Raw genomic sequence first — 15555 nt, 5'->3', positions numbered from 1 at the left:
TCTATCACTCTATACATTACTAATTAAAAGCTCTTAAGGAGGATTTTAGAATGGCTAAAGAAAAATTCGACCGTTCCAAATCACATGCCAATATCGGTACAATTGGACACGTTGACCATGGTAAAACAACATTAACTGCTGCTATCTCAACAGTACTTCATAAGAAATCTGGTAAAGGTACAGCTATGGCGTACGATCAAATTGATGGTGCTCCAGAAGAACGTGAGCGCGGTATCACAATCTCTACTGCACACGTTGAGTACGAAACTGACACTCGTCACTATGCACACGTTGACTGCCCAGGACACGCTGACTATGTTAAAAACATGATCACTGGTGCTGCGCAAATGGACGGAGCTATCCTTGTAGTATCTGCTGCTGATGGCCCAATGCCACAAACTCGTGAGCACATCCTTCTTTCTAAAAACGTTGGTGTACCATACATCGTAGTATTCCTTAACAAATGCGACATGGTAGACGACGAAGAGCTTCTTGAGCTTGTTGAAATGGAAGTTCGCGATCTTCTTAGCGAATACGACTTCCCTGGTGATGATGTACCAGTTGTTAAAGGTTCTGCTCTTAAAGCTCTTGAAGGTGACGCTGAGTACGAAGAAAAAATTCTTGAACTTATGGCTGCAGTTGACGAGTACATCCCAACTCCAGAACGCGACACTGACAAACCATTCATGATGCCGGTTGAGGACGTATTCTCAATCACTGGTCGTGGTACAGTTGCTACTGGCCGTGTAGAACGCGGACAAGTTAAAGTCGGTGACGAAGTTGAAATCATCGGTCTTCAAGAAGAAAACAGCAAAACAACTGTTACAGGTGTTGAAATGTTCCGTAAGCTTCTTGACTACGCTGAAGCTGGAGACAACATCGGTGCACTTCTTCGCGGTGTAGCTCGTGAAGATATCCAACGTGGACAAGTACTTGCTAAACCAGGTACAATCACTCCACACAGCAAATTCAAAGCTGAAGTTTACGTTCTTTCTAAAGAAGAGGGTGGACGTCATACTCCATTCTTCTCTAACTACCGTCCTCAGTTCTACTTCCGTACAACTGACGTAACTGGTATCATCAATCTTCCAGAAGGCGTAGAAATGGTTATGCCTGGAGATAACACTGAAATGATCGTTGAACTTATCTCTACAATCGCTATCGAAGAAGGAACTCGTTTCTCTATTCGTGAAGGCGGACGTACAGTTGGTTCAGGCGTTGTTTCTACAATCACTGAGTAATCGACTCGTTCATTAATGCGGGGTCCCTTATGGGGCCTCGTTTTTTTGTTTCCCCGCTGATTCCATGTATAATAGAACGTATACAAATTTTAGGAGCAGAGCGATGAACGATAACTTCAAGAAAACCAATCGTATTTCAATGCTTCAGCAATTGCTGATTAATGGCAGTGAACAAACCATTATGATTAATGGTGATGACAGGAGTAATCCGCTGCTTTTGTTTTTGCACGGCGGTCCCGGCACGCCCCAAATCGGCTATGCGAGAAAATACCAGAATAAGCTGGAAAAGCATTTCACCGTTGTGAACTGGGATCAGAGAGGGGCGGGTCTCTCTTATTCAAAGGAAATTCCGGCTTCATCTATGACCTTGGATCAGCTGACAGCCGATACCATTCATTTGACCGAACGCTTATGCAAGCAATTCAGCAGGCAAAAAATATATATCGCCGGCTATTCGTGGGGTTCAGTTCTGGCGCTTCATGTTCTTCAAGAGAGGCCTGATTTGTATTATGCGTATATCGGTATCAGTCAGGTGGTTAATATTCAAAAGGAAGAAACGGAAGCTTACCGGCTGATGATGGAATGGAGCAGGCGACGCAAACATTTCCTGCTGGAAAAGACGCTTAGCTTTATCGGAGCGCCTCCATGGGAGAAACAGCTGCAGCGAACGTTGTTTCTGCTTTGTATCGAGATGAGGGGAGGGGGCTTTACCCATCATCCGATCGGTGCTCTTAAAGCAGGGGGGCGAATGCTGTTTGGTGAACCGTACGGTGTGAGAGGGAGTTTCTTAGCCGCGCGGGGACAAATGTTCAGCCTGAAACACCTGTGGGAGGATCTCATTTTCTTTAATGCCGGGGAATCAGTTTCTTCTATTATAATACCATGCTGTTTTATGTCAGGGAGATACGATTTGACGGTCCCGGGGACGACGTCTTATGAATATTATCAGAAGGTTGATGCGCCGTATAAAGAATGGCATTGGTTTGAGAACTCAGCCCATTCGCCTCACTTGGAGGAACCGGATCGCTTTGCCGAAGTTGTCAGCCGGTTCGCATCGTTCCATCTTTGAAAGAAAACAGGCATATCCTTGATTAATCATGGTATCACCTGTATAATAATCAAAGTGTGAAAACCACAAGGTTCTTTAAATAAACCTTGCAACATACGTCTATTTTCTGTATAATAGTGTATGTTGGTCTTTGACTGCGATGAAGTGAGAGGTTGCTGACACACCCGGCCGCTTTGCCATGGCAAGGTGATCAGGTTTTTCTCACGGAGAACTGTCTAACGTGATGTAGGCGAAAAGGAGGGAAAATAATGGCAAAACAAAAAATTCGTATTCGTTTAAAAGCATATGATCATAGAATCCTTGATCAATCTGCAGAGAAGATTGTTGAAACGGCAAAACGTTCTGGTGCCAGCGTATCTGGTCCGATTCCGTTGCCAACTGAAAAATCAGTTTACACAATCCTTCGTGCGGTGCACAAATACAAAGATTCTCGTGAGCAATTTGAAATGCGTACACATAAACGTTTAATCGACATTGTGAACCCAACACCACAAACTGTTGATGCTCTCATGCGATTAGACTTACCATCTGGTGTCGATATCGAAATCAAACTTTAATTCTAAAATATAGAATGATCTTAATAGGAGGTGTGACGAATGACCAAAGGAATCTTAGGAAGAAAAATTGGTATGACGCAAGTATTCGCAGAGAACGGTGATCTTATCCCGGTAACTGTTATTGAAGCAGCTCCAAACGTTGTTCTTCAAAAGAAAACAGCTGAAAATGATGGCTATGAAGCGATCCAGCTTGGTTTTGACGATAAGCGTGAAAAGCTTTCAAACAAACCGGAAAAAGGACACGTTGCAAAAGCGGAAACTGCTCCTAAGCGCTTCGTTAAAGAATTACGCGGCGTGGATATGGATGCGTATGAAATTGGTCAGGAAGTCAAGGTTGAAATTTTCTCTGCAGGAGAAATCGTAGATGTAACAGGAGTATCTAAAGGTAAAGGTTTCCAAGGTGCAATCAAGCGCCACGGACAATCTCGCGGACCTATGTCTCACGGTTCACGCTACCACCGTCGTCCTGGTTCAATGGGACCTGTAGATCCTAACCGTGTATTCAAAGGTAAACTATTACCTGGACGCATGGGCGGAGATCAAATCACTGTCCAAAACCTTGAAATCGTAAAAGTAGATGCTGAGCGCAATCTTCTTTTGATTAAAGGTAACGTACCTGGTGCGAGAAAAACTTTAATCACTGTTAAAAGTGCTGTTAAATCTAAATAAGTCTCTTAGGAAAGGAGGAAATTGATCATGCCAAAAGTAGCATTATACAACCAAAACGGTTCTACTGCTGGTGATATCGAATTAAACGCGTCTGTATTTGGAATTGAGCCAAATGAGAGCGTAGTATTCGACGCTATTCTTATGCAAAGAGCTTCCTTACGTCAAGGATCTCACAAAGTAAAAAATCGTTCTGAAGTACGCGGCGGAGGTCGCAAACCATGGCGTCAAAAAGGTACAGGTCGTGCCCGTCAAGGTTCAATCCGTTCACCGCAATGGCGCGGAGGTGGTGTCGTATTCGGCCCAACACCACGCAGCTATTCTTACAAATTACCTAAAAAAGTTCGCCGCTTGGCAATCAAATCAGTATTGTCTTCTAAAGTGAACGACAACAACATTATTGTTCTTGAAGATCTTACTCTTGATACGGTTAAAACAAAAGAAATGGCAGCTATCCTTAAAGGATTATCTGTTGAGAAAAAAGCTTTAATCGTAACTGCGGATGCAAACGAAGCAGTATCTCTTTCTGCACGCAACATCCCTGGAGTTACAGTTGTTCAAGCTAACGGAATCAACGTGTTAGACGTTGTCAACCACGAGAAGCTTCTGATTACAAAAGCTGCGGTTGAAAAAGTAGAGGAGGTGCTTGCATAATGAAAGATCCTCGTGATGTTCTTAAGCGCCCCGTCATTACTGAACGTTCTGCTGATTTAATGACTGAAAAAAAATATACTTTTGAAGTTGATGTAAGAGCTAATAAAACAGAAGTGAAAGATGCAGTTGAAAGTATCTTTGGAGTGAAAGTTGACAAAGTCAACATCATGAACTACAAAGGGAAATCAAAACGTGTCGGCCGCTACACTGGTATGACTAGCCGTCGCAGAAAAGCGATCGTAAAACTTACTGCAGACAGCAAAGAAATCGAAATTTTTGAAGCTTAATTATCTGTAAAAAGAAGGAGGGAAATTCAAAATGGCGATTAAAAAGTATAAACCGACCTCTAACGGACGTCGTGGCATGACAACTTCAGATTTTGCTGAAATCACGACTGACCAGCCGGAAAAATCCTTGCTTGCGCCCCTTCACAAAAAAGGCGGACGTAACAACCAAGGTAAATTGACTGTACGTCACCAAGGTGGCGGACACAAACGCCAATACCGTGTTATCGACTTCAAACGCGATAAAGATGGTATACCTGGACGCGTTGCTACAGTTGAGTACGATCCAAACCGTTCAGCTAACATTGCACTAATCAACTATGTAGACGGAGAAAAACGTTACATTCTTGCACCAAAAGGAATTCAAGTAGGTACTGAAATCATGTCCGGCCCTGAAGCTGACATCAAAGTAGGTAACGCACTTCCGCTTATCAACATCCCTGTTGGTACAGTTGTGCATAACATTGAATTAAAACCTGGTAAAGGCGGACAGCTTGTACGTTCAGCTGGTACATCTGCTCAGGTTCTTGGTAAAGAAGGCAAATACGTTCTTGTACGTCTTAACTCTGGTGAAGTTCGCATGATCCTTTCTGCTTGCCGCGCTTCTATCGGTCAAGTAGGTAACGAGCAGCACGAACTTATCAACGTTGGTAAAGCAGGACGCTCTCGCTGGAAAGGCATCCGCCCTACAGTCCGCGGTTCTGTAATGAACCCTAACGATCACCCGCACGGTGGTGGTGAAGGTCGCGCGCCAATCGGACGCAAATCACCAATGTCTCCTTGGGGCAAACCGACTCTTGGATTCAAGACACGTAAGAAAAAGAACAAATCTGATAAATTTATCGTACGTCGTCGTAAAAATAAATAACGGGGTTGTCTACGGTTCATTTCGGACCGTAGTGCAATCACGAAGGGAGGTTCCAAAATGGCTCGCAGCTTGAAAAAAGGACCATTTGTCGATGGACACTTGATGACAAAAATCGAGAAATTAAATGAAACGGACAAGAAACAAGTTGTAAAAACTTGGTCTCGCCGTTCAACTATTTTCCCACAATTTATCGGTCACACTATCGCAGTATATGACGGACGTAAACACGTGCCTGTATTCATTTCTGAAGACATGGTAGGCCACAAGTTGGGCGAATTCGCACCGACTCGTACTTACAAAGGCCACGCCAGTGACGATAAAAAAACAAGACGCTAAGAGAGGAGGCTTTTAAATGCAAGCTAAAGCTGTTGCAAGAACAGTCCGTATTGCTCCTCGTAAAGCACGTCTAGTAATGGACCTGATTCGAGGTAAGCAAGTAGGCGAAGCAGTATCTATCCTGAACTTAACTCCGAGAGCTGCTTCTCCGATCATCGAAAAAGTTTTAAAATCTGCTATCGCAAATGCTGAGCACAACTACGAGATGGACGCTAACAATCTGGTTATTTCTCAGGCATTTGTTGACGAAGGCCCAACGTTAAAAAGATTCCGCCCGCGTGCTATGGGACGTGCGAGCCAAATCAACAAACGTACGAGCCACATTACAATCGTTGTATCAGAAAAGAAGGAGGGATAAGTAGTGGGTCAAAAGGTAAATCCAGTCGGTCTTCGTATCGGAGTCATTCGTGATTGGGAATCTAAGTGGTACGCTGGTAAAGATTACGCTGACTTCCTGCACGAAGATTTAAAAATTCGTGAATTCATTAGCAAACGCCTTTCTGACGCTTCTGTTTCTAAAGTAGAAATCGAGCGCGCAGCAAACCGCGTTAACATTACGATCCACACTGCTAAGCCTGGTATGGTAATCGGTAAAGGCGGATCTGAAGTTGAAGCACTTCGTAAAGCCCTTAACAGCCTTACTGGCAAGCGTGTACACATTAACATTCTTGAAATCAAAAGAGCAGATCTTGATGCTCAGCTTGTAGCTGACAACATCGCTCGTCAACTAGAAAACCGTATTTCTTTCCGCCGTGCGCAGAAACAACAAATCCAACGCACTATGCGTGCTGGAGCACAAGGTGTGAAAACAATGGTTTCCGGCCGTCTTGGCGGAGCTGACATTGCTCGTTCTGAATACTACAGTGAAGGAACTGTTCCATTGCACACTTTACGTGCTGACATCGACTATGCAACATCTGAAGCTGACACAACTTACGGTAAGCTTGGTGTAAAAGTCTGGATCTATCGTGGAGAGGTTCTTCCTACTAAGAAGAAAACTGAGGAAGGAGGAAAATAATATGTTATTACCAAAACGCGTTAAATATCGCAGAGAGCATCGCGGAAAAATGCGCGGTCGCGCTAAAGGCGGTACTGAAGTACATTTTGGTGAGTACGGTATCCAGGCTCTTGAAGCTTCTTGGATCACAAACCGCCAAATCGAAGCTGCACGTATTGCGATGACTCGTTACATGAAACGTGGCGGTAAAGTTTGGATTAAAATTTTCCCTTCAAAACCTTACACTGCTAAACCGCTTGAGGTACGGATGGGTTCCGGTAAAGGGGCTCCTGAAGGCTGGGTAGCTGTTGTAAAACCGGGCAAAGTTTTATTTGAAATTTCTGGTGTGTCTGAAGAGGTAGCTCGTGAAGCTCTTCGTCTTGCATCTCACAAATTGCCAATTAAAACGAAGTTCGTAAAACGTGAAGAAATTGGTGGTGAATCAAATGAAAGCTAATGAAATTCGTGACCTTACCACTGCTGAAATTGAACAAAAAGTAAAGTCTCTTAAAGAAGAACTTTTCAATCTTCGCTTTCAATTAGCGACAGGACAACTTGAAAATACTGCTCGCATTCGTGAAGTGCGCAAAGCTATCGCGCGCATGAAAACTGTGATTCGTGAAAGAGAAATTGCTGCCAACAAATAATCACTGAGGGGAGGTCGTGAGCATGAGCGAACGTAACCAACGCAAAGTTTACCAAGGCCGTGTTGTTTCTGACAAAATGGATAAAACCATCACTGTTGTTGTTGAAACATACAAAAAGGATCCTATTTACGGTAAACGCGTAAAATACTCAAAGAAATTCAAAGCACATGATGAAAATAACCAAGCTAAAATCGGAGACATCGTAAAGATCATGGAAACTCGTCCATTATCTGCAACTAAGCGTTTTCGTCTAGTAGAAGTTGTCGAAGAAGCTGTTATTATCTAATAAAGTTCGGAATTCTTTTTCCGAAGGGAGGTAACAAATAATGATTCAACAAGAGACTCGTTTAAAAGTTGCTGACAACTCCGGTGCGCGTGAGGTACTTACTATTAAAGTTCTTGGCGGTTCTGGACGTAAAACGGCTAACATTGGTGATGTAATTGTTTGCACGGTTAAACAAGCAACACCAGGAGGCGTTGTCAAAAAAGGTGAAGTCGTAAGAGCTGTTATCGTTCGCACAAAAAGCGGAGCACGCAGAACTGACGGATCATACATCAGCTTCGATGAGAATGCATGTGTTATCATCCGTGACGACAAGAGCCCGCGTGGAACTCGTATCTTCGGACCGGTTGCCCGTGAATTACGTGAAAACAACTTCATGAAAATTGTTTCTCTGGCTCCAGAAGTTATCTAATGAAATAAATGCCTTACTCAAGGAGGTGCGATCAGGATGCATGTGAAAAAAGGCGATAAAGTAATGGTTATCTCTGGTAAAGATAAAGGCAAACAAGGTACGATCCTTGCTGCTTTCCCTAAAAAGGACCGCGTTCTAGTTGAGGGCGTAAACATGGTGAAGAAGCACTCTAAACCAACTCAAGCAAACCCTCAAGGCGGTATTTCTAATCAAGAGGCGCCAATTCATGTATCAAACGTTATGCCGCTCGATCCTAAAACAGGTGAAGTGACTCGCGTAGGATACAAAGTGGAAGATGGCAAAAAAGTTCGTGTTGCAAAAAAATCTGGGCAAGTCTTAGATAAATAGTATTTAAAGGAAGGGAGGTCTATCTCATGAACCGCCTTAAAGAAAAGTACAATAAAGAAATTTCACCTGCTTTAATGACGAAGTTCAACTACGACTCTGTTATGCAGGTGCCAAAAATCGAAAAAATCGTAATCAACATGGGTGTCGGTGATGCTGTTCAAAACGCAAAAGCAATCGACAGTGCTGTTGAAGAATTAACGTTTATCGCAGGTCAAAAACCTGTCGTTACTCGTGCGAAGAAATCAATTGCTGGATTCCGTCTTCGTGAGGGAATGCCTATCGGTGCGAAAGTAACTCTTCGCGGAGAGCGCATGTATGATTTCCTTGATAAACTTATTTCTGTATCTTTACCGCGTGTACGTGACTTCCGCGGGATTTCTAAGAAATCTTTCGACGGTCGCGGAAACTACACTCTTGGTATTAAAGAACAGTTAATCTTCCCTGAAATTGACTACGATAAAGTAACAAAGGTTCGCGGAATGGACATCGTTATCGTAACGACTGCTAACTCTGACGAAGAGGCTCGTGAGCTATTAACTCAAGTAGGTATGCCGTTCCAGAAATAATCAATGAAAGGGAGGCGAAATCGTGGCTAAAAAGTCAATGATTGCGAAACAACAACGTACACCAAAGTTTAAAGTGCAAGAGTACACTCGCTGTGAACGCTGCGGACGTCCGCACTCAGTCATTCGTAAATTTAAACTTTGCCGTATTTGTTTCCGTGAGCTTGCATATAAAGGACAAATTCCTGGCGTGAAAAAAGCCAGCTGGTAATCCCCAAGAATGGGAAGGAGGTAATTATATAATGGTTATGACAGATCCAATTGCAGATATGCTGACTCGTATTCGCAATGCAAACATGGTACGTCATGAGAAGCTTGAAATTCCTGCTTCTAAATTGAAAAGAGAAATTGCTGACATTTTAAAGCGTGAAGGTTTCATTCGTGACGTTGAGTTCGTAGAAGACAGCAAACAAGGTATCATCCGCGTTTTCTTGAAATACGGACAAAACAACGAGCGCGTTATCACTGGTCTTAAAAGAATCAGCAAACCAGGTTTGCGTGTATACGCTAAATCAAATGAAGTACCTCGCGTACTTAACGGTCTTGGAATCGCGATTATTTCTACATCACAAGGTGTTTTAACGGACAAAGAAGCCCGTGCAAAACAAGCTGGTGGAGAAGTTCTAGCATACGTTTGGTAAGAAGTTTAACAAGAATGGAGGTGTTTTAGTATGTCTCGTGTAGGTAAAAAACTGCTTGAGATCCCTTCTGGAGTTACAGTAACGCTGAACGAAGGCAACACTGTAGCTGTAAAAGGACCAAAAGGAGAATTAACTCGTACTTTCCATCCTGATATGGAAATCAAAATTGAGGACAACGTGCTTACAGTTACTCGTCCTTCTGATCACAAAGAGCACCGTGCGCTGCATGGTACGACTCGCAGTCTGCTTGGAAACATGGTTGAAGGCGTATCTAAAGGATTTGAAAGAGGTTTGGAATTAGTCGGTGTCGGTTATCGTGCGGCTAAATCCGGAAACAAACTTGTTTTAAACGTTGGATACTCTCACCCTGTTGAGATCGTTCCTGAAGAGGGCATCGAAATCGAAGTTCCTTCTCAAACTAAAGTAGTTGTAAAAGGTACAGACAAAGAGCGTGTAGGAGCTATCGCTGCTAACATCCGCGCTGTACGTTCTCCAGAGCCTTACAAAGGTAAAGGAATCCGCTACGAAGGTGAAGTTGTTCGCCGTAAAGAAGGTAAATCTGCTAAGTAAGACCGCTTAAAGTGAAGAAAGGAGTGACCTAAGGATGATTACGAAAACTAGCAAAAATGCTGCTCGTCAAAAAAGACATGCCCGTGTTCGTGCTAAACTTTCAGGCACAGCTGAAAGACCTCGTCTGAATGTGTTCCGTTCAAACAAACACATTTATGCTCAAATCATCGATGATGTAAATGGCGTTACACTTGCTAGTGCCTCTACTCTCGATAAAGATTTGAACGTGGAAAGCACTGGTGACAGCGCTGCTGCTGCTAAAGTCGGTGAACTCGTTGCGAAACGCGCTTCTGAGAAAGGTGTTTCTGACGTAGTATTTGACCGCGGCGGATACTTATACCATGGACGTGTAAAAGCTCTGGCCGATGCAGCTCGTGAAGCCGGACTGAAATTTTAATAAAAAAAGGAGGGACACATGATTATGCGTCGTATTGACCCAAGCAAATTAGAGTTAGAAGAACGCTTAGTTACGGTTAACCGCGTAGCGAAAGTTGTTAAAGGTGGTCGTCGTTTCCGTTTCGCAGCTCTAGTCGTTGTCGGTGACAAAAACGGTCACGTAGGTTTCGGTACTGGTAAAGCACAAGAAGTACCTGAAGCAATCCGCAAAGCTGTTGAAGATGCGAAAAAGAATTTGATTGAAGTACCAATGGTTGGAACTACGATTCCACACGAAATCATCGGACGTTTCGGTGCAGGCAATATCTTGTTGAAACCTGCTTCTGAAGGTACTGGAGTTATCGCTGGAGGCCCTGTACGTGCGGTACTTGAGCTTGCTGGCGTTGCTGATATCCTTTCTAAGTCTTTAGGTTCTAACACACCGATCAACATGATCCGTGCAACACTTCAAGGTTTAAGTGAGCTTAAACGTGCCGAAGAGGTTGCGAAGCTTCGTGGAAAATCTGTAGAAGAACTGTTAGGATAAGGAGGGAACATTAATGGCTAAATTAGAAATTACCCTCAAACGCAGTGTAATCGGTCGCCCGGAAGATCAGCGCGTTACTGTAAGAACACTTGGTTTAAAGAAAACAAACCAAACTGTCGTTCATGAAGATAACGCTGCGATCCGCGGTATGATTAATAAAGTATCTCATCTAGTTTCTGTTAAAGAACAATAAAAATAAATTATAGGCTAAGGAGGTGTCCTAATGAAACTTCATGAATTAAAGCCTTCAGAAGGTTCACGTAAAGTACGCAATCGCGTAGGTCGTGGTATTGGTTCTGGTAACGGTAAAACAGCTGGTAAAGGTCACAAAGGTCAAAACGCTCGTTCTGGCGGCGGTGTACGCCCTGGATTCGAGGGGGGACAAATGCCTTTATTCCAACGTCTTCCTAAACGCGGTTTTACAAACATCAACCGTAAGGATTACGCTATTGTGAACGTAGACAAATTGAACGGTTTTGCGGAAGGAACGGAAGTCACTCCTGAACTTCTTCTTGAGACTGGTGTTATTAGCAAACTTAATGCAGGAGTAAAGATTCTTGGCAACGGTAAATTAGAGAAAAAATTAACTGTAAAAGCCAATAAATTCTCTGCTTCTGCGAAAGAAGCTGTTGAAGCTGCTGGCGGTACAGCTGAGGTGATCTAACTTGTTTAAGACAATCTCCAACTTTATGCGTGTGAGTGATATTCGGAATAAAATCATTTTTACATTACTCATGCTTATCGTCTTTCGCATAGGTGCGTTTATCCCTGTGCCATATGTAAATGCTCAGGCGTTGCAGACACAAAGTTCGATGGGGGTTTTTGATCTCCTTAACACATTTGGCGGCGGTGCGCTTTATCAGTTCTCCATTTTTGCGATGGGAATTACGCCTTACATCACTGCTTCAATCATCATTCAGCTGCTTCAGATGGATGTTGTGCCGAAGTTTACCGAGTGGTCTAAGCAAGGTGAAGTCGGCCGCCGTAAATTAGCTCAGTTCACGAGATATTTTACAATTGTGCTTGGTTTTATCCAGGCATTAGGTATGTCTTACGGGTTTAACAACCTGGCAAACGGTATGCTGATTGAAAAATCCGGCATATCGACATATCTGATTATTGCTTTAGTACTCACTGGAGGAACTGCTTTTTTAATGTGGCTGGGAGAACAAATTACTTCCAATGGAGTAGGTAACGGAATTTCGATCATCATCTTCGCGGGGATTGTGGCTAGTATTCCGAAAACTGTTGGGCAGATTTATGAGACTCAATTTGTCGGCAGCAGCGATCAGCTGTTTATTCATATTGTAAAAATCGCTTTACTGGTGATTGCGATTTTGGCCGTTATTGTTGGTGTTATTTTCATTCAGCAGGCCGTACGCAAAATCGCGATTCAATATGCAAAAGGGCAAGGTCGTTCACCTGTTGGCGGAGGCCAGTCAACTCACCTTCCGCTTAAAGTGAATCCGGCAGGGGTTATTCCGGTAATCTTTGCGGTTGCGTTTCTTATTACGCCGCGTACTATCGCGTCATTTTTCGGAGAGAACGATGTGACAAAGTGGATTCAAGCCAACTTTGACAATACACATCCGGTGGGCATGGCGGTTTATGTCGCATTAATTATCGCCTTTACGTACTTCTATGCTTTTGTGCAGGTAAACCCTGAACAAATGGCTGATAACCTTAAAAAACAGGGTGGCTATATCCCGGGGGTTCGTCCAGGGAAAATGACTCAAGATAGAATTACGAGCATTTTGTATCGACTTACGTTTGTGGGTTCTATATTCTTAGCCGTGATTTCCATTCTTCCTATCTTTTTCATTCAATTCGCTGGATTGCCTCAAAGTGCACAGATTGGCGGAACATCATTGTTAATTGTCGTCGGGGTAGCCTTGGAGACAATGAAGCAGCTGGAGAGCCAGTTAGTGAAACGTAATTACCGAGGATTTATGAAAAATTAGAGGACTGGTTTTAACCATTCCTCTAAATAAGAGAGGACGGGGGAAATCCGAATGAACTTAGTCTTAATGGGACTTCCTGGAGCCGGTAAAGGCACACAGGGAGAACGAATTGTTGAGGATTATGGGATACCTCATATCTCAACGGGAGATATGTTCCGTGCTGCTATGAAAGAAGAAACACCACTCGGACTCGAAGCAAAGTCTTATATTGATAAAGGCGAGCTCGTACCGGACGAAGTCACAATCGGCATTGTCAAAGAAAGACTAGGCAAAGATGATTGTGAAAGAGGTTTTCTTCTGGACGGATTTCCGCGAACAGTCGCTCAGGCTGAAGCTCTTGAAAACATTCTTGAGGAATACGGCAAGCCGATTGATTATGTCATTAACATTAAAGTAGACAAAGACTCTTTAATGGAACGTTTGACTGGACGCAGAATTTGCAGTGTTTGCGGCACAACCTATCATTTGGTTTTCAATCCGCCGAAAACGCCGGATGTTTGTGATAAAGACGGAGGAGACCTTTATCAACGGGCAGATGATAATGAGGAAACCGTCTCAAAACGGCTTGAGGTCAACATGAAGCAGACTCAGCCTTTACTCGATTTTTATTCTGAGAAAGGGTATCTTGTCAACGTCAATGGCCAGCAGGACATTAACGACGTGTACAAAGATGTGAAAGAGCTTCTTGGAGGATTGAGCAAATGATTATCTGTAAGACCCCTCGTGAGCTTGGCATCATGCGGGAAGCAGGGCGAATCGTGGCTTTGACTCATGAAGAGATGAAAAAGCACATTAAACCAGGAATCTCGACAAAAGAATTGGATCAAATTGCCGAACGTTTTATTGAGAAGCAGGGTGCAATCCCATCTTTTAAGGGGTATAATGGGTTTCGCGGGAGCATCTGTGTATCAGTTAATGAAGAACTCGTTCACGGAATACCCGGTAAAAGGGTTTTACGTGACGGTGACATTATCAGCATTGATATCGGTGCTAAATTAAATGGTTATCATGGTGACTCTGCTTGGACATATCCGGTAGGAAACATCAGTGATGATGATAAACGACTGCTGGAAGTAACAGAGGAGTCTTTATATAAAGGCTTGAAGGAAGCAAAACCAGGTGAACGTTTGTCGAATATTTCCCACGCAATACAAACGTATGTCGAAAATGAGCAGTTTTCAGTTGTTAGGGAGTATGTCGGACATGGTGTTGGTCAAGACTTGCATGAGGATCCGCAAATTCCTCATTACGGTCCGCCAAACAAAGGACCTAGGCTGAAGCCTGGTATGGTTCTCGCTATAGAACCGATGGTTAACGCTGGCAGCCGATATGTGAAAACATTGGCTGATAACTGGACGGTTGTAACGGTAGATGGGAAAAAGTGTGCTCATTTTGAACATACGATTGCGATTACGGAAACGGGTTTTGATATACTGACAAAAGTCTAGATGATGAAATGAATTCCTTGACACATGTTTTCATTCCGCACCTGGGCAGATTGTAGGTTTACAATTGGTCGGAAGAAAAACAGGCTAGCTGCTGTCATCGGAATGAAGATTCATCATCGTGTACTAAAGCAGACGGAGAAAAGCGTACATTTCATTCTCCTTAGAAAAAGAATATCAATCATTCACCCTTTATGATTGCGTATCTCCGGAAGTTCAGAACAGTATAAACGAAACAGGGCGTGTGACAAACGGATAACTGAGATTTTCTCTTTTGAAATTTGTCAGAGAGCAAGTTACTGATTTGAAGAAGGGAGAACACTTGAATGGCGAAAGACGATGTAATTGAAGTGGAAGGTACGATTGTCGAAACACTGCCAAACGCGATGTTCAAAGTTGAACTCGAAAATGGCCATACGGTTTTGGCTCACGTATCTGGTAAAATCCGCATGCACTTCATTCGCATTTTACCTGGAGACAAAGTTACGGTAGAATTATCTCCATATGACTTAACTCGTGGCAGGATTACGTACCGTTACAAATAAAGCACTCCGGAAACTGAAGGAGGTTGGAAACACATGAAAGTGAGACCATCAGTTAAACCAATCTGCGAGAAATGTAAAGTTATTCGCAGAAAAGGAAAAGTAATGGTGATCTGTGAAAATCCAAAGCATAAACAAAAACAAGGATAATTAATAAGGAGGTGCCCAGAGAATGGCTCGTATTGCTGGTGTAGATATCCCACGTGACAAACGTGTTGTTATTTCTTTAACATATGTCTTCGGAATTGGCCGCACAACGGCTCAGCAAGTCTTGAAAGAGGCTGGTGTTTCTGAAGATACTCGTGTGCGTGATCTTACTGAAGAAGAACTTGGTAAAATCCGTGATGTTATTGACAAACTGAAAGTAGAAGGTGACCTTCGCCGTGAAGTTTCTCTTAACATCAAGCGTCTGATCGAAATCGGAAGCTACCGCGGAATCCGCCATCGCAGAGGTTTGCCTGTTCGCGGACAAAACTCTAAAAACAATGCGCGTACTCGTAAAGGTCCGCGTCGTACTGTAGCTAACAAGAAAAAATAAGTAAGGGAGGT

29 protein-coding genes and 1 pseudogene are annotated in these 15555 nt (G+C 43.2%); all 30 read left to right on the top strand.

Going from position 1 to position 15555, the window contains the following annotated elements; translation table 11 throughout:
• The first annotated feature begins 50 nt into the window (after positions 1-50).
• The 30 genes and pseudogenes from tuf to rpsM all read left to right on the top strand — a co-directional run bounded on the left by tuf (position 51) and on the right by rpsM (position 15544).
• Positions 51-1241 carry an elongation factor Tu gene (gene tuf, locus SB24_RS09050; RefSeq protein WP_007410400.1) on the top strand — a complete coding sequence of 397 codons (1191 nt, stop codon included), beginning with the start codon at positions 51-53 and terminating at the stop codon, positions 1239-1241.
• 103 nt (positions 1242-1344) lie between these two features.
• On the top strand, positions 1345-2310 hold the full coding sequence (locus tag SB24_RS09045) for an alpha/beta fold hydrolase (RefSeq protein WP_015416676.1): 966 nt from the start codon (positions 1345-1347) through the stop codon (positions 2308-2310).
• Between the two features lie 248 nt (positions 2311-2558).
• Positions 2559-2867: a 30S ribosomal protein S10 gene (gene rpsJ / locus SB24_RS09040; protein WP_003156464.1), complete on the top strand. Its 309-nt coding sequence runs from the start codon at positions 2559-2561 to the stop codon at positions 2865-2867.
• 39 nt (positions 2868-2906) lie between these two features.
• Positions 2907-3536: a 50S ribosomal protein L3 gene (gene rplC / locus SB24_RS09035; RefSeq protein WP_007410402.1), complete on the top strand. Its 630-nt coding sequence runs from the start codon at positions 2907-2909 to the stop codon at positions 3534-3536.
• Between the two features lie 27 nt (positions 3537-3563).
• The gene (rplD, locus tag SB24_RS09030; RefSeq protein ID WP_007615239.1) at positions 3564-4187 is read left to right on the top strand and encodes a 50S ribosomal protein L4; all 624 of its coding nucleotides are present in this window, start codon (positions 3564-3566) and stop codon (positions 4185-4187) included.
• Positions 4187-4474, top strand: coding sequence for a 50S ribosomal protein L23 (rplW, locus tag SB24_RS09025; RefSeq protein ID WP_003156467.1), 288 nt, complete (start codon positions 4187-4189; stop codon positions 4472-4474). The genes rplD and rplW overlap by 1 nt, the downstream gene beginning before the upstream one ends.
• 31 nt (positions 4475-4505) lie before the next feature.
• The gene (rplB, locus tag SB24_RS09020) at positions 4506-5339 is read left to right on the top strand and encodes a 50S ribosomal protein L2 (protein WP_003156470.1); all 834 of its coding nucleotides are present in this window, start codon (positions 4506-4508) and stop codon (positions 5337-5339) included.
• Positions 5340-5396: 57 nt separating this feature from the next.
• The gene (gene rpsS / locus SB24_RS09015; RefSeq protein ID WP_003156472.1) at positions 5397-5675 is read left to right on the top strand and encodes a 30S ribosomal protein S19; all 279 of its coding nucleotides are present in this window, start codon (positions 5397-5399) and stop codon (positions 5673-5675) included.
• A gap of 16 nt (positions 5676-5691) precedes the next feature.
• Positions 5692-6033 carry a 50S ribosomal protein L22 gene (rplV, locus tag SB24_RS09010; RefSeq protein ID WP_003156475.1) on the top strand — a complete coding sequence of 114 codons (342 nt, stop codon included), beginning with the start codon at positions 5692-5694 and terminating at the stop codon, positions 6031-6033.
• Positions 6034-6036: 3 nt separating this feature from the next.
• Positions 6037-6693, top strand: a complete 657-nt coding sequence (gene rpsC, locus SB24_RS09005) for a 30S ribosomal protein S3 (protein ID WP_003156476.1) — start codon at positions 6037-6039, stop codon at positions 6691-6693.
• Position 6694: 1 nt separating this feature from the next.
• On the top strand, positions 6695-7129 hold the full coding sequence (rplP, locus tag SB24_RS09000) for a 50S ribosomal protein L16 (RefSeq protein WP_003156478.1): 435 nt from the start codon (positions 6695-6697) through the stop codon (positions 7127-7129).
• A complete protein-coding gene (gene rpmC, locus SB24_RS08995; protein WP_003156482.1) occupies positions 7119-7319 on the top strand; it encodes a 50S ribosomal protein L29 in 201 nt (66 codons plus the stop codon). The genes rplP and rpmC overlap by 11 nt, the downstream gene beginning before the upstream one ends.
• A 22-nt stretch (positions 7320-7341) precedes the next feature.
• Positions 7342-7605 (top strand): 30S ribosomal protein S17, encoded by a 264-nt coding sequence (rpsQ, locus tag SB24_RS08990; RefSeq protein WP_003156484.1) that lies wholly within the window; start codon positions 7342-7344, stop codon positions 7603-7605.
• A gap of 40 nt (positions 7606-7645) precedes the next feature.
• Positions 7646-8014, top strand: a complete 369-nt coding sequence (rplN, locus tag SB24_RS08985) for a 50S ribosomal protein L14 (protein WP_007410404.1) — start codon at positions 7646-7648, stop codon at positions 8012-8014.
• Positions 8015-8050: 36 nt separating this feature from the next.
• A complete protein-coding gene (gene rplX, locus SB24_RS08980; RefSeq protein ID WP_003156486.1) occupies positions 8051-8362 on the top strand; it encodes a 50S ribosomal protein L24 in 312 nt (103 codons plus the stop codon).
• Positions 8363-8388: 26 nt separating this feature from the next.
• Complete coding sequence (gene rplE / locus SB24_RS08975; protein WP_003156487.1) at positions 8389-8928, top strand: 50S ribosomal protein L5; 540 nt, start codon at positions 8389-8391, stop codon at positions 8926-8928.
• Positions 8929-8950: 22 nt separating this feature from the next.
• Positions 8951-9136, top strand: a complete 186-nt coding sequence (gene rpsN, locus SB24_RS19550; protein WP_003156488.1) for a 30S ribosomal protein S14 — start codon at positions 8951-8953, stop codon at positions 9134-9136.
• A 31-nt stretch (positions 9137-9167) separates the two neighbouring features.
• The gene (rpsH, locus tag SB24_RS08970) at positions 9168-9566 is read left to right on the top strand and encodes a 30S ribosomal protein S8 (protein WP_003156489.1); all 399 of its coding nucleotides are present in this window, start codon (positions 9168-9170) and stop codon (positions 9564-9566) included.
• Between the two features lie 30 nt (positions 9567-9596).
• Positions 9597-10136 carry a 50S ribosomal protein L6 gene (gene rplF / locus SB24_RS08965; protein ID WP_003156490.1) on the top strand — a complete coding sequence of 180 codons (540 nt, stop codon included), beginning with the start codon at positions 9597-9599 and terminating at the stop codon, positions 10134-10136.
• 34 nt (positions 10137-10170) lie between these two features.
• Positions 10171-10533 carry a 50S ribosomal protein L18 gene (gene rplR / locus SB24_RS08960; protein WP_003156492.1) on the top strand — a complete coding sequence of 121 codons (363 nt, stop codon included), beginning with the start codon at positions 10171-10173 and terminating at the stop codon, positions 10531-10533.
• Between the two features lie 24 nt (positions 10534-10557).
• Entirely contained in the window at positions 10558-11058 is a 501-nt protein-coding gene (gene rpsE / locus SB24_RS08955; RefSeq protein ID WP_003156493.1) for a 30S ribosomal protein S5, read from the top strand.
• 13 nt (positions 11059-11071) lie between these two features.
• Positions 11072-11251, top strand: a complete 180-nt coding sequence (gene rpmD, locus SB24_RS08950; RefSeq protein WP_003156497.1) for a 50S ribosomal protein L30 — start codon at positions 11072-11074, stop codon at positions 11249-11251.
• 30 nt (positions 11252-11281) lie between these two features.
• Positions 11282-11722, top strand: a complete 441-nt coding sequence (gene rplO, locus SB24_RS08945) for a 50S ribosomal protein L15 (RefSeq protein ID WP_007410405.1) — start codon at positions 11282-11284, stop codon at positions 11720-11722.
• A gap of 1 nt (position 11723) precedes the next feature.
• Positions 11724-13019, top strand: a complete 1296-nt coding sequence (gene secY / locus SB24_RS08940) for a preprotein translocase subunit SecY (RefSeq protein WP_007410406.1) — start codon at positions 11724-11726, stop codon at positions 13017-13019.
• A 51-nt stretch (positions 13020-13070) separates the two neighbouring features.
• The gene (locus SB24_RS08935; RefSeq protein ID WP_039252962.1) at positions 13071-13724 is read left to right on the top strand and encodes an adenylate kinase; all 654 of its coding nucleotides are present in this window, start codon (positions 13071-13073) and stop codon (positions 13722-13724) included.
• Entirely contained in the window at positions 13721-14467 is a 747-nt protein-coding gene (gene map, locus SB24_RS08930; RefSeq protein ID WP_007410408.1) for a type I methionyl aminopeptidase, read from the top strand. Before SB24_RS08935 ends, map begins: the two co-directional genes overlap by 4 nt.
• 24 nt (positions 14468-14491) lie before the next feature.
• Positions 14492-14813 (top strand): annotated as a pseudogene (locus SB24_RS20415) (KOW domain-containing RNA-binding protein).
• Entirely contained in the window at positions 14791-15009 is a 219-nt protein-coding gene (infA, locus tag SB24_RS08925; RefSeq protein WP_003156508.1) for a translation initiation factor IF-1, read from the top strand. Before SB24_RS20415 ends, infA begins: the two are co-directional and overlap by 23 nt.
• 33 nt (positions 15010-15042) lie before the next feature.
• Complete coding sequence (rpmJ, locus tag SB24_RS08920) at positions 15043-15156, top strand: 50S ribosomal protein L36 (protein ID WP_003156543.1); 114 nt, start codon at positions 15043-15045, stop codon at positions 15154-15156.
• A gap of 22 nt (positions 15157-15178) precedes the next feature.
• Positions 15179-15544, top strand: coding sequence for a 30S ribosomal protein S13 (gene rpsM / locus SB24_RS08915; protein WP_003156545.1), 366 nt, complete (start codon positions 15179-15181; stop codon positions 15542-15544).
• Positions 15545-15555 lie beyond the last annotated feature (11 nt).

This window comes from Bacillus sp. Pc3, assembly GCF_000815145.1.
GTDB classification, from domain to species: Bacteria; Bacillota; Bacilli; order Bacillales; family Bacillaceae; genus Bacillus; species Bacillus velezensis.
This window is presented reverse-complemented; position numbering and strand designations above follow the sequence as displayed.

What these genes read in the sequence shown, in the direction of transcription:
- rplF (WP_003156490.1), top strand. Translation starts at nt 9,597, where the DNA reads ATGTCTCGTGTAGGTAAAAAACTGCTTGAGATCCCTTCTGGAGTTACA.
- rplO (WP_007410405.1), top strand. Translation starts at nt 11,282, where the DNA reads ATGAAACTTCATGAATTAAAGCCTTCAGAAGGTTCACGTAAAGTACGC.
- rpsE (WP_003156493.1), top strand. Translation starts at nt 10,558, where the DNA reads ATGCGTCGTATTGACCCAAGCAAATTAGAGTTAGAAGAACGCTTAGTT.
- infA (WP_003156508.1), top strand. Translation starts at nt 14,791, where the DNA reads ATGGCGAAAGACGATGTAATTGAAGTGGAAGGTACGATTGTCGAAACA.
- rplP (WP_003156478.1), top strand. Translation starts at nt 6,695, where the DNA reads ATGTTATTACCAAAACGCGTTAAATATCGCAGAGAGCATCGCGGAAAA.
- rpsQ (WP_003156484.1), top strand. Translation starts at nt 7,342, where the DNA reads ATGAGCGAACGTAACCAACGCAAAGTTTACCAAGGCCGTGTTGTTTCT.
- rplC (WP_007410402.1), top strand. Translation starts at nt 2,907, where the DNA reads ATGACCAAAGGAATCTTAGGAAGAAAAATTGGTATGACGCAAGTATTC.
- SB24_RS08935 (WP_039252962.1), top strand. Translation starts at nt 13,071, where the DNA reads ATGAACTTAGTCTTAATGGGACTTCCTGGAGCCGGTAAAGGCACACAG.
- rpsH (WP_003156489.1), top strand. Translation starts at nt 9,168, where the DNA reads ATGGTTATGACAGATCCAATTGCAGATATGCTGACTCGTATTCGCAAT.
- rplV (WP_003156475.1), top strand. Translation starts at nt 5,692, where the DNA reads ATGCAAGCTAAAGCTGTTGCAAGAACAGTCCGTATTGCTCCTCGTAAA.
- rplB (WP_003156470.1), top strand. Translation starts at nt 4,506, where the DNA reads ATGGCGATTAAAAAGTATAAACCGACCTCTAACGGACGTCGTGGCATG.
- rplN (WP_007410404.1), top strand. Translation starts at nt 7,646, where the DNA reads ATGATTCAACAAGAGACTCGTTTAAAAGTTGCTGACAACTCCGGTGCG.
- rplD (WP_007615239.1), top strand. Translation starts at nt 3,564, where the DNA reads ATGCCAAAAGTAGCATTATACAACCAAAACGGTTCTACTGCTGGTGAT.
- rplW (WP_003156467.1), top strand. Translation starts at nt 4,187, where the DNA reads ATGAAAGATCCTCGTGATGTTCTTAAGCGCCCCGTCATTACTGAACGT.
- rpmD (WP_003156497.1), top strand. Translation starts at nt 11,072, where the DNA reads ATGGCTAAATTAGAAATTACCCTCAAACGCAGTGTAATCGGTCGCCCG.
- rplR (WP_003156492.1), top strand. Translation starts at nt 10,171, where the DNA reads ATGATTACGAAAACTAGCAAAAATGCTGCTCGTCAAAAAAGACATGCC.
- rpsS (WP_003156472.1), top strand. Translation starts at nt 5,397, where the DNA reads ATGGCTCGCAGCTTGAAAAAAGGACCATTTGTCGATGGACACTTGATG.
- rplE (WP_003156487.1), top strand. Translation starts at nt 8,389, where the DNA reads ATGAACCGCCTTAAAGAAAAGTACAATAAAGAAATTTCACCTGCTTTA.
- rpsJ (WP_003156464.1), top strand. Translation starts at nt 2,559, where the DNA reads ATGGCAAAACAAAAAATTCGTATTCGTTTAAAAGCATATGATCATAGA.
- SB24_RS09045 (WP_015416676.1), top strand. Translation starts at nt 1,345, where the DNA reads ATGAACGATAACTTCAAGAAAACCAATCGTATTTCAATGCTTCAGCAA.
- tuf (WP_007410400.1), top strand. Translation starts at nt 51, where the DNA reads ATGGCTAAAGAAAAATTCGACCGTTCCAAATCACATGCCAATATCGGT.
- rpmC (WP_003156482.1), top strand. Translation starts at nt 7,119, where the DNA reads ATGAAAGCTAATGAAATTCGTGACCTTACCACTGCTGAAATTGAACAA.
- rpmJ (WP_003156543.1), top strand. Translation starts at nt 15,043, where the DNA reads ATGAAAGTGAGACCATCAGTTAAACCAATCTGCGAGAAATGTAAAGTT.
- rplX (WP_003156486.1), top strand. Translation starts at nt 8,051, where the DNA reads ATGCATGTGAAAAAAGGCGATAAAGTAATGGTTATCTCTGGTAAAGAT.
- map (WP_007410408.1), top strand. Translation starts at nt 13,721, where the DNA reads ATGATTATCTGTAAGACCCCTCGTGAGCTTGGCATCATGCGGGAAGCA.
- rpsM (WP_003156545.1), top strand. Translation starts at nt 15,179, where the DNA reads ATGGCTCGTATTGCTGGTGTAGATATCCCACGTGACAAACGTGTTGTT.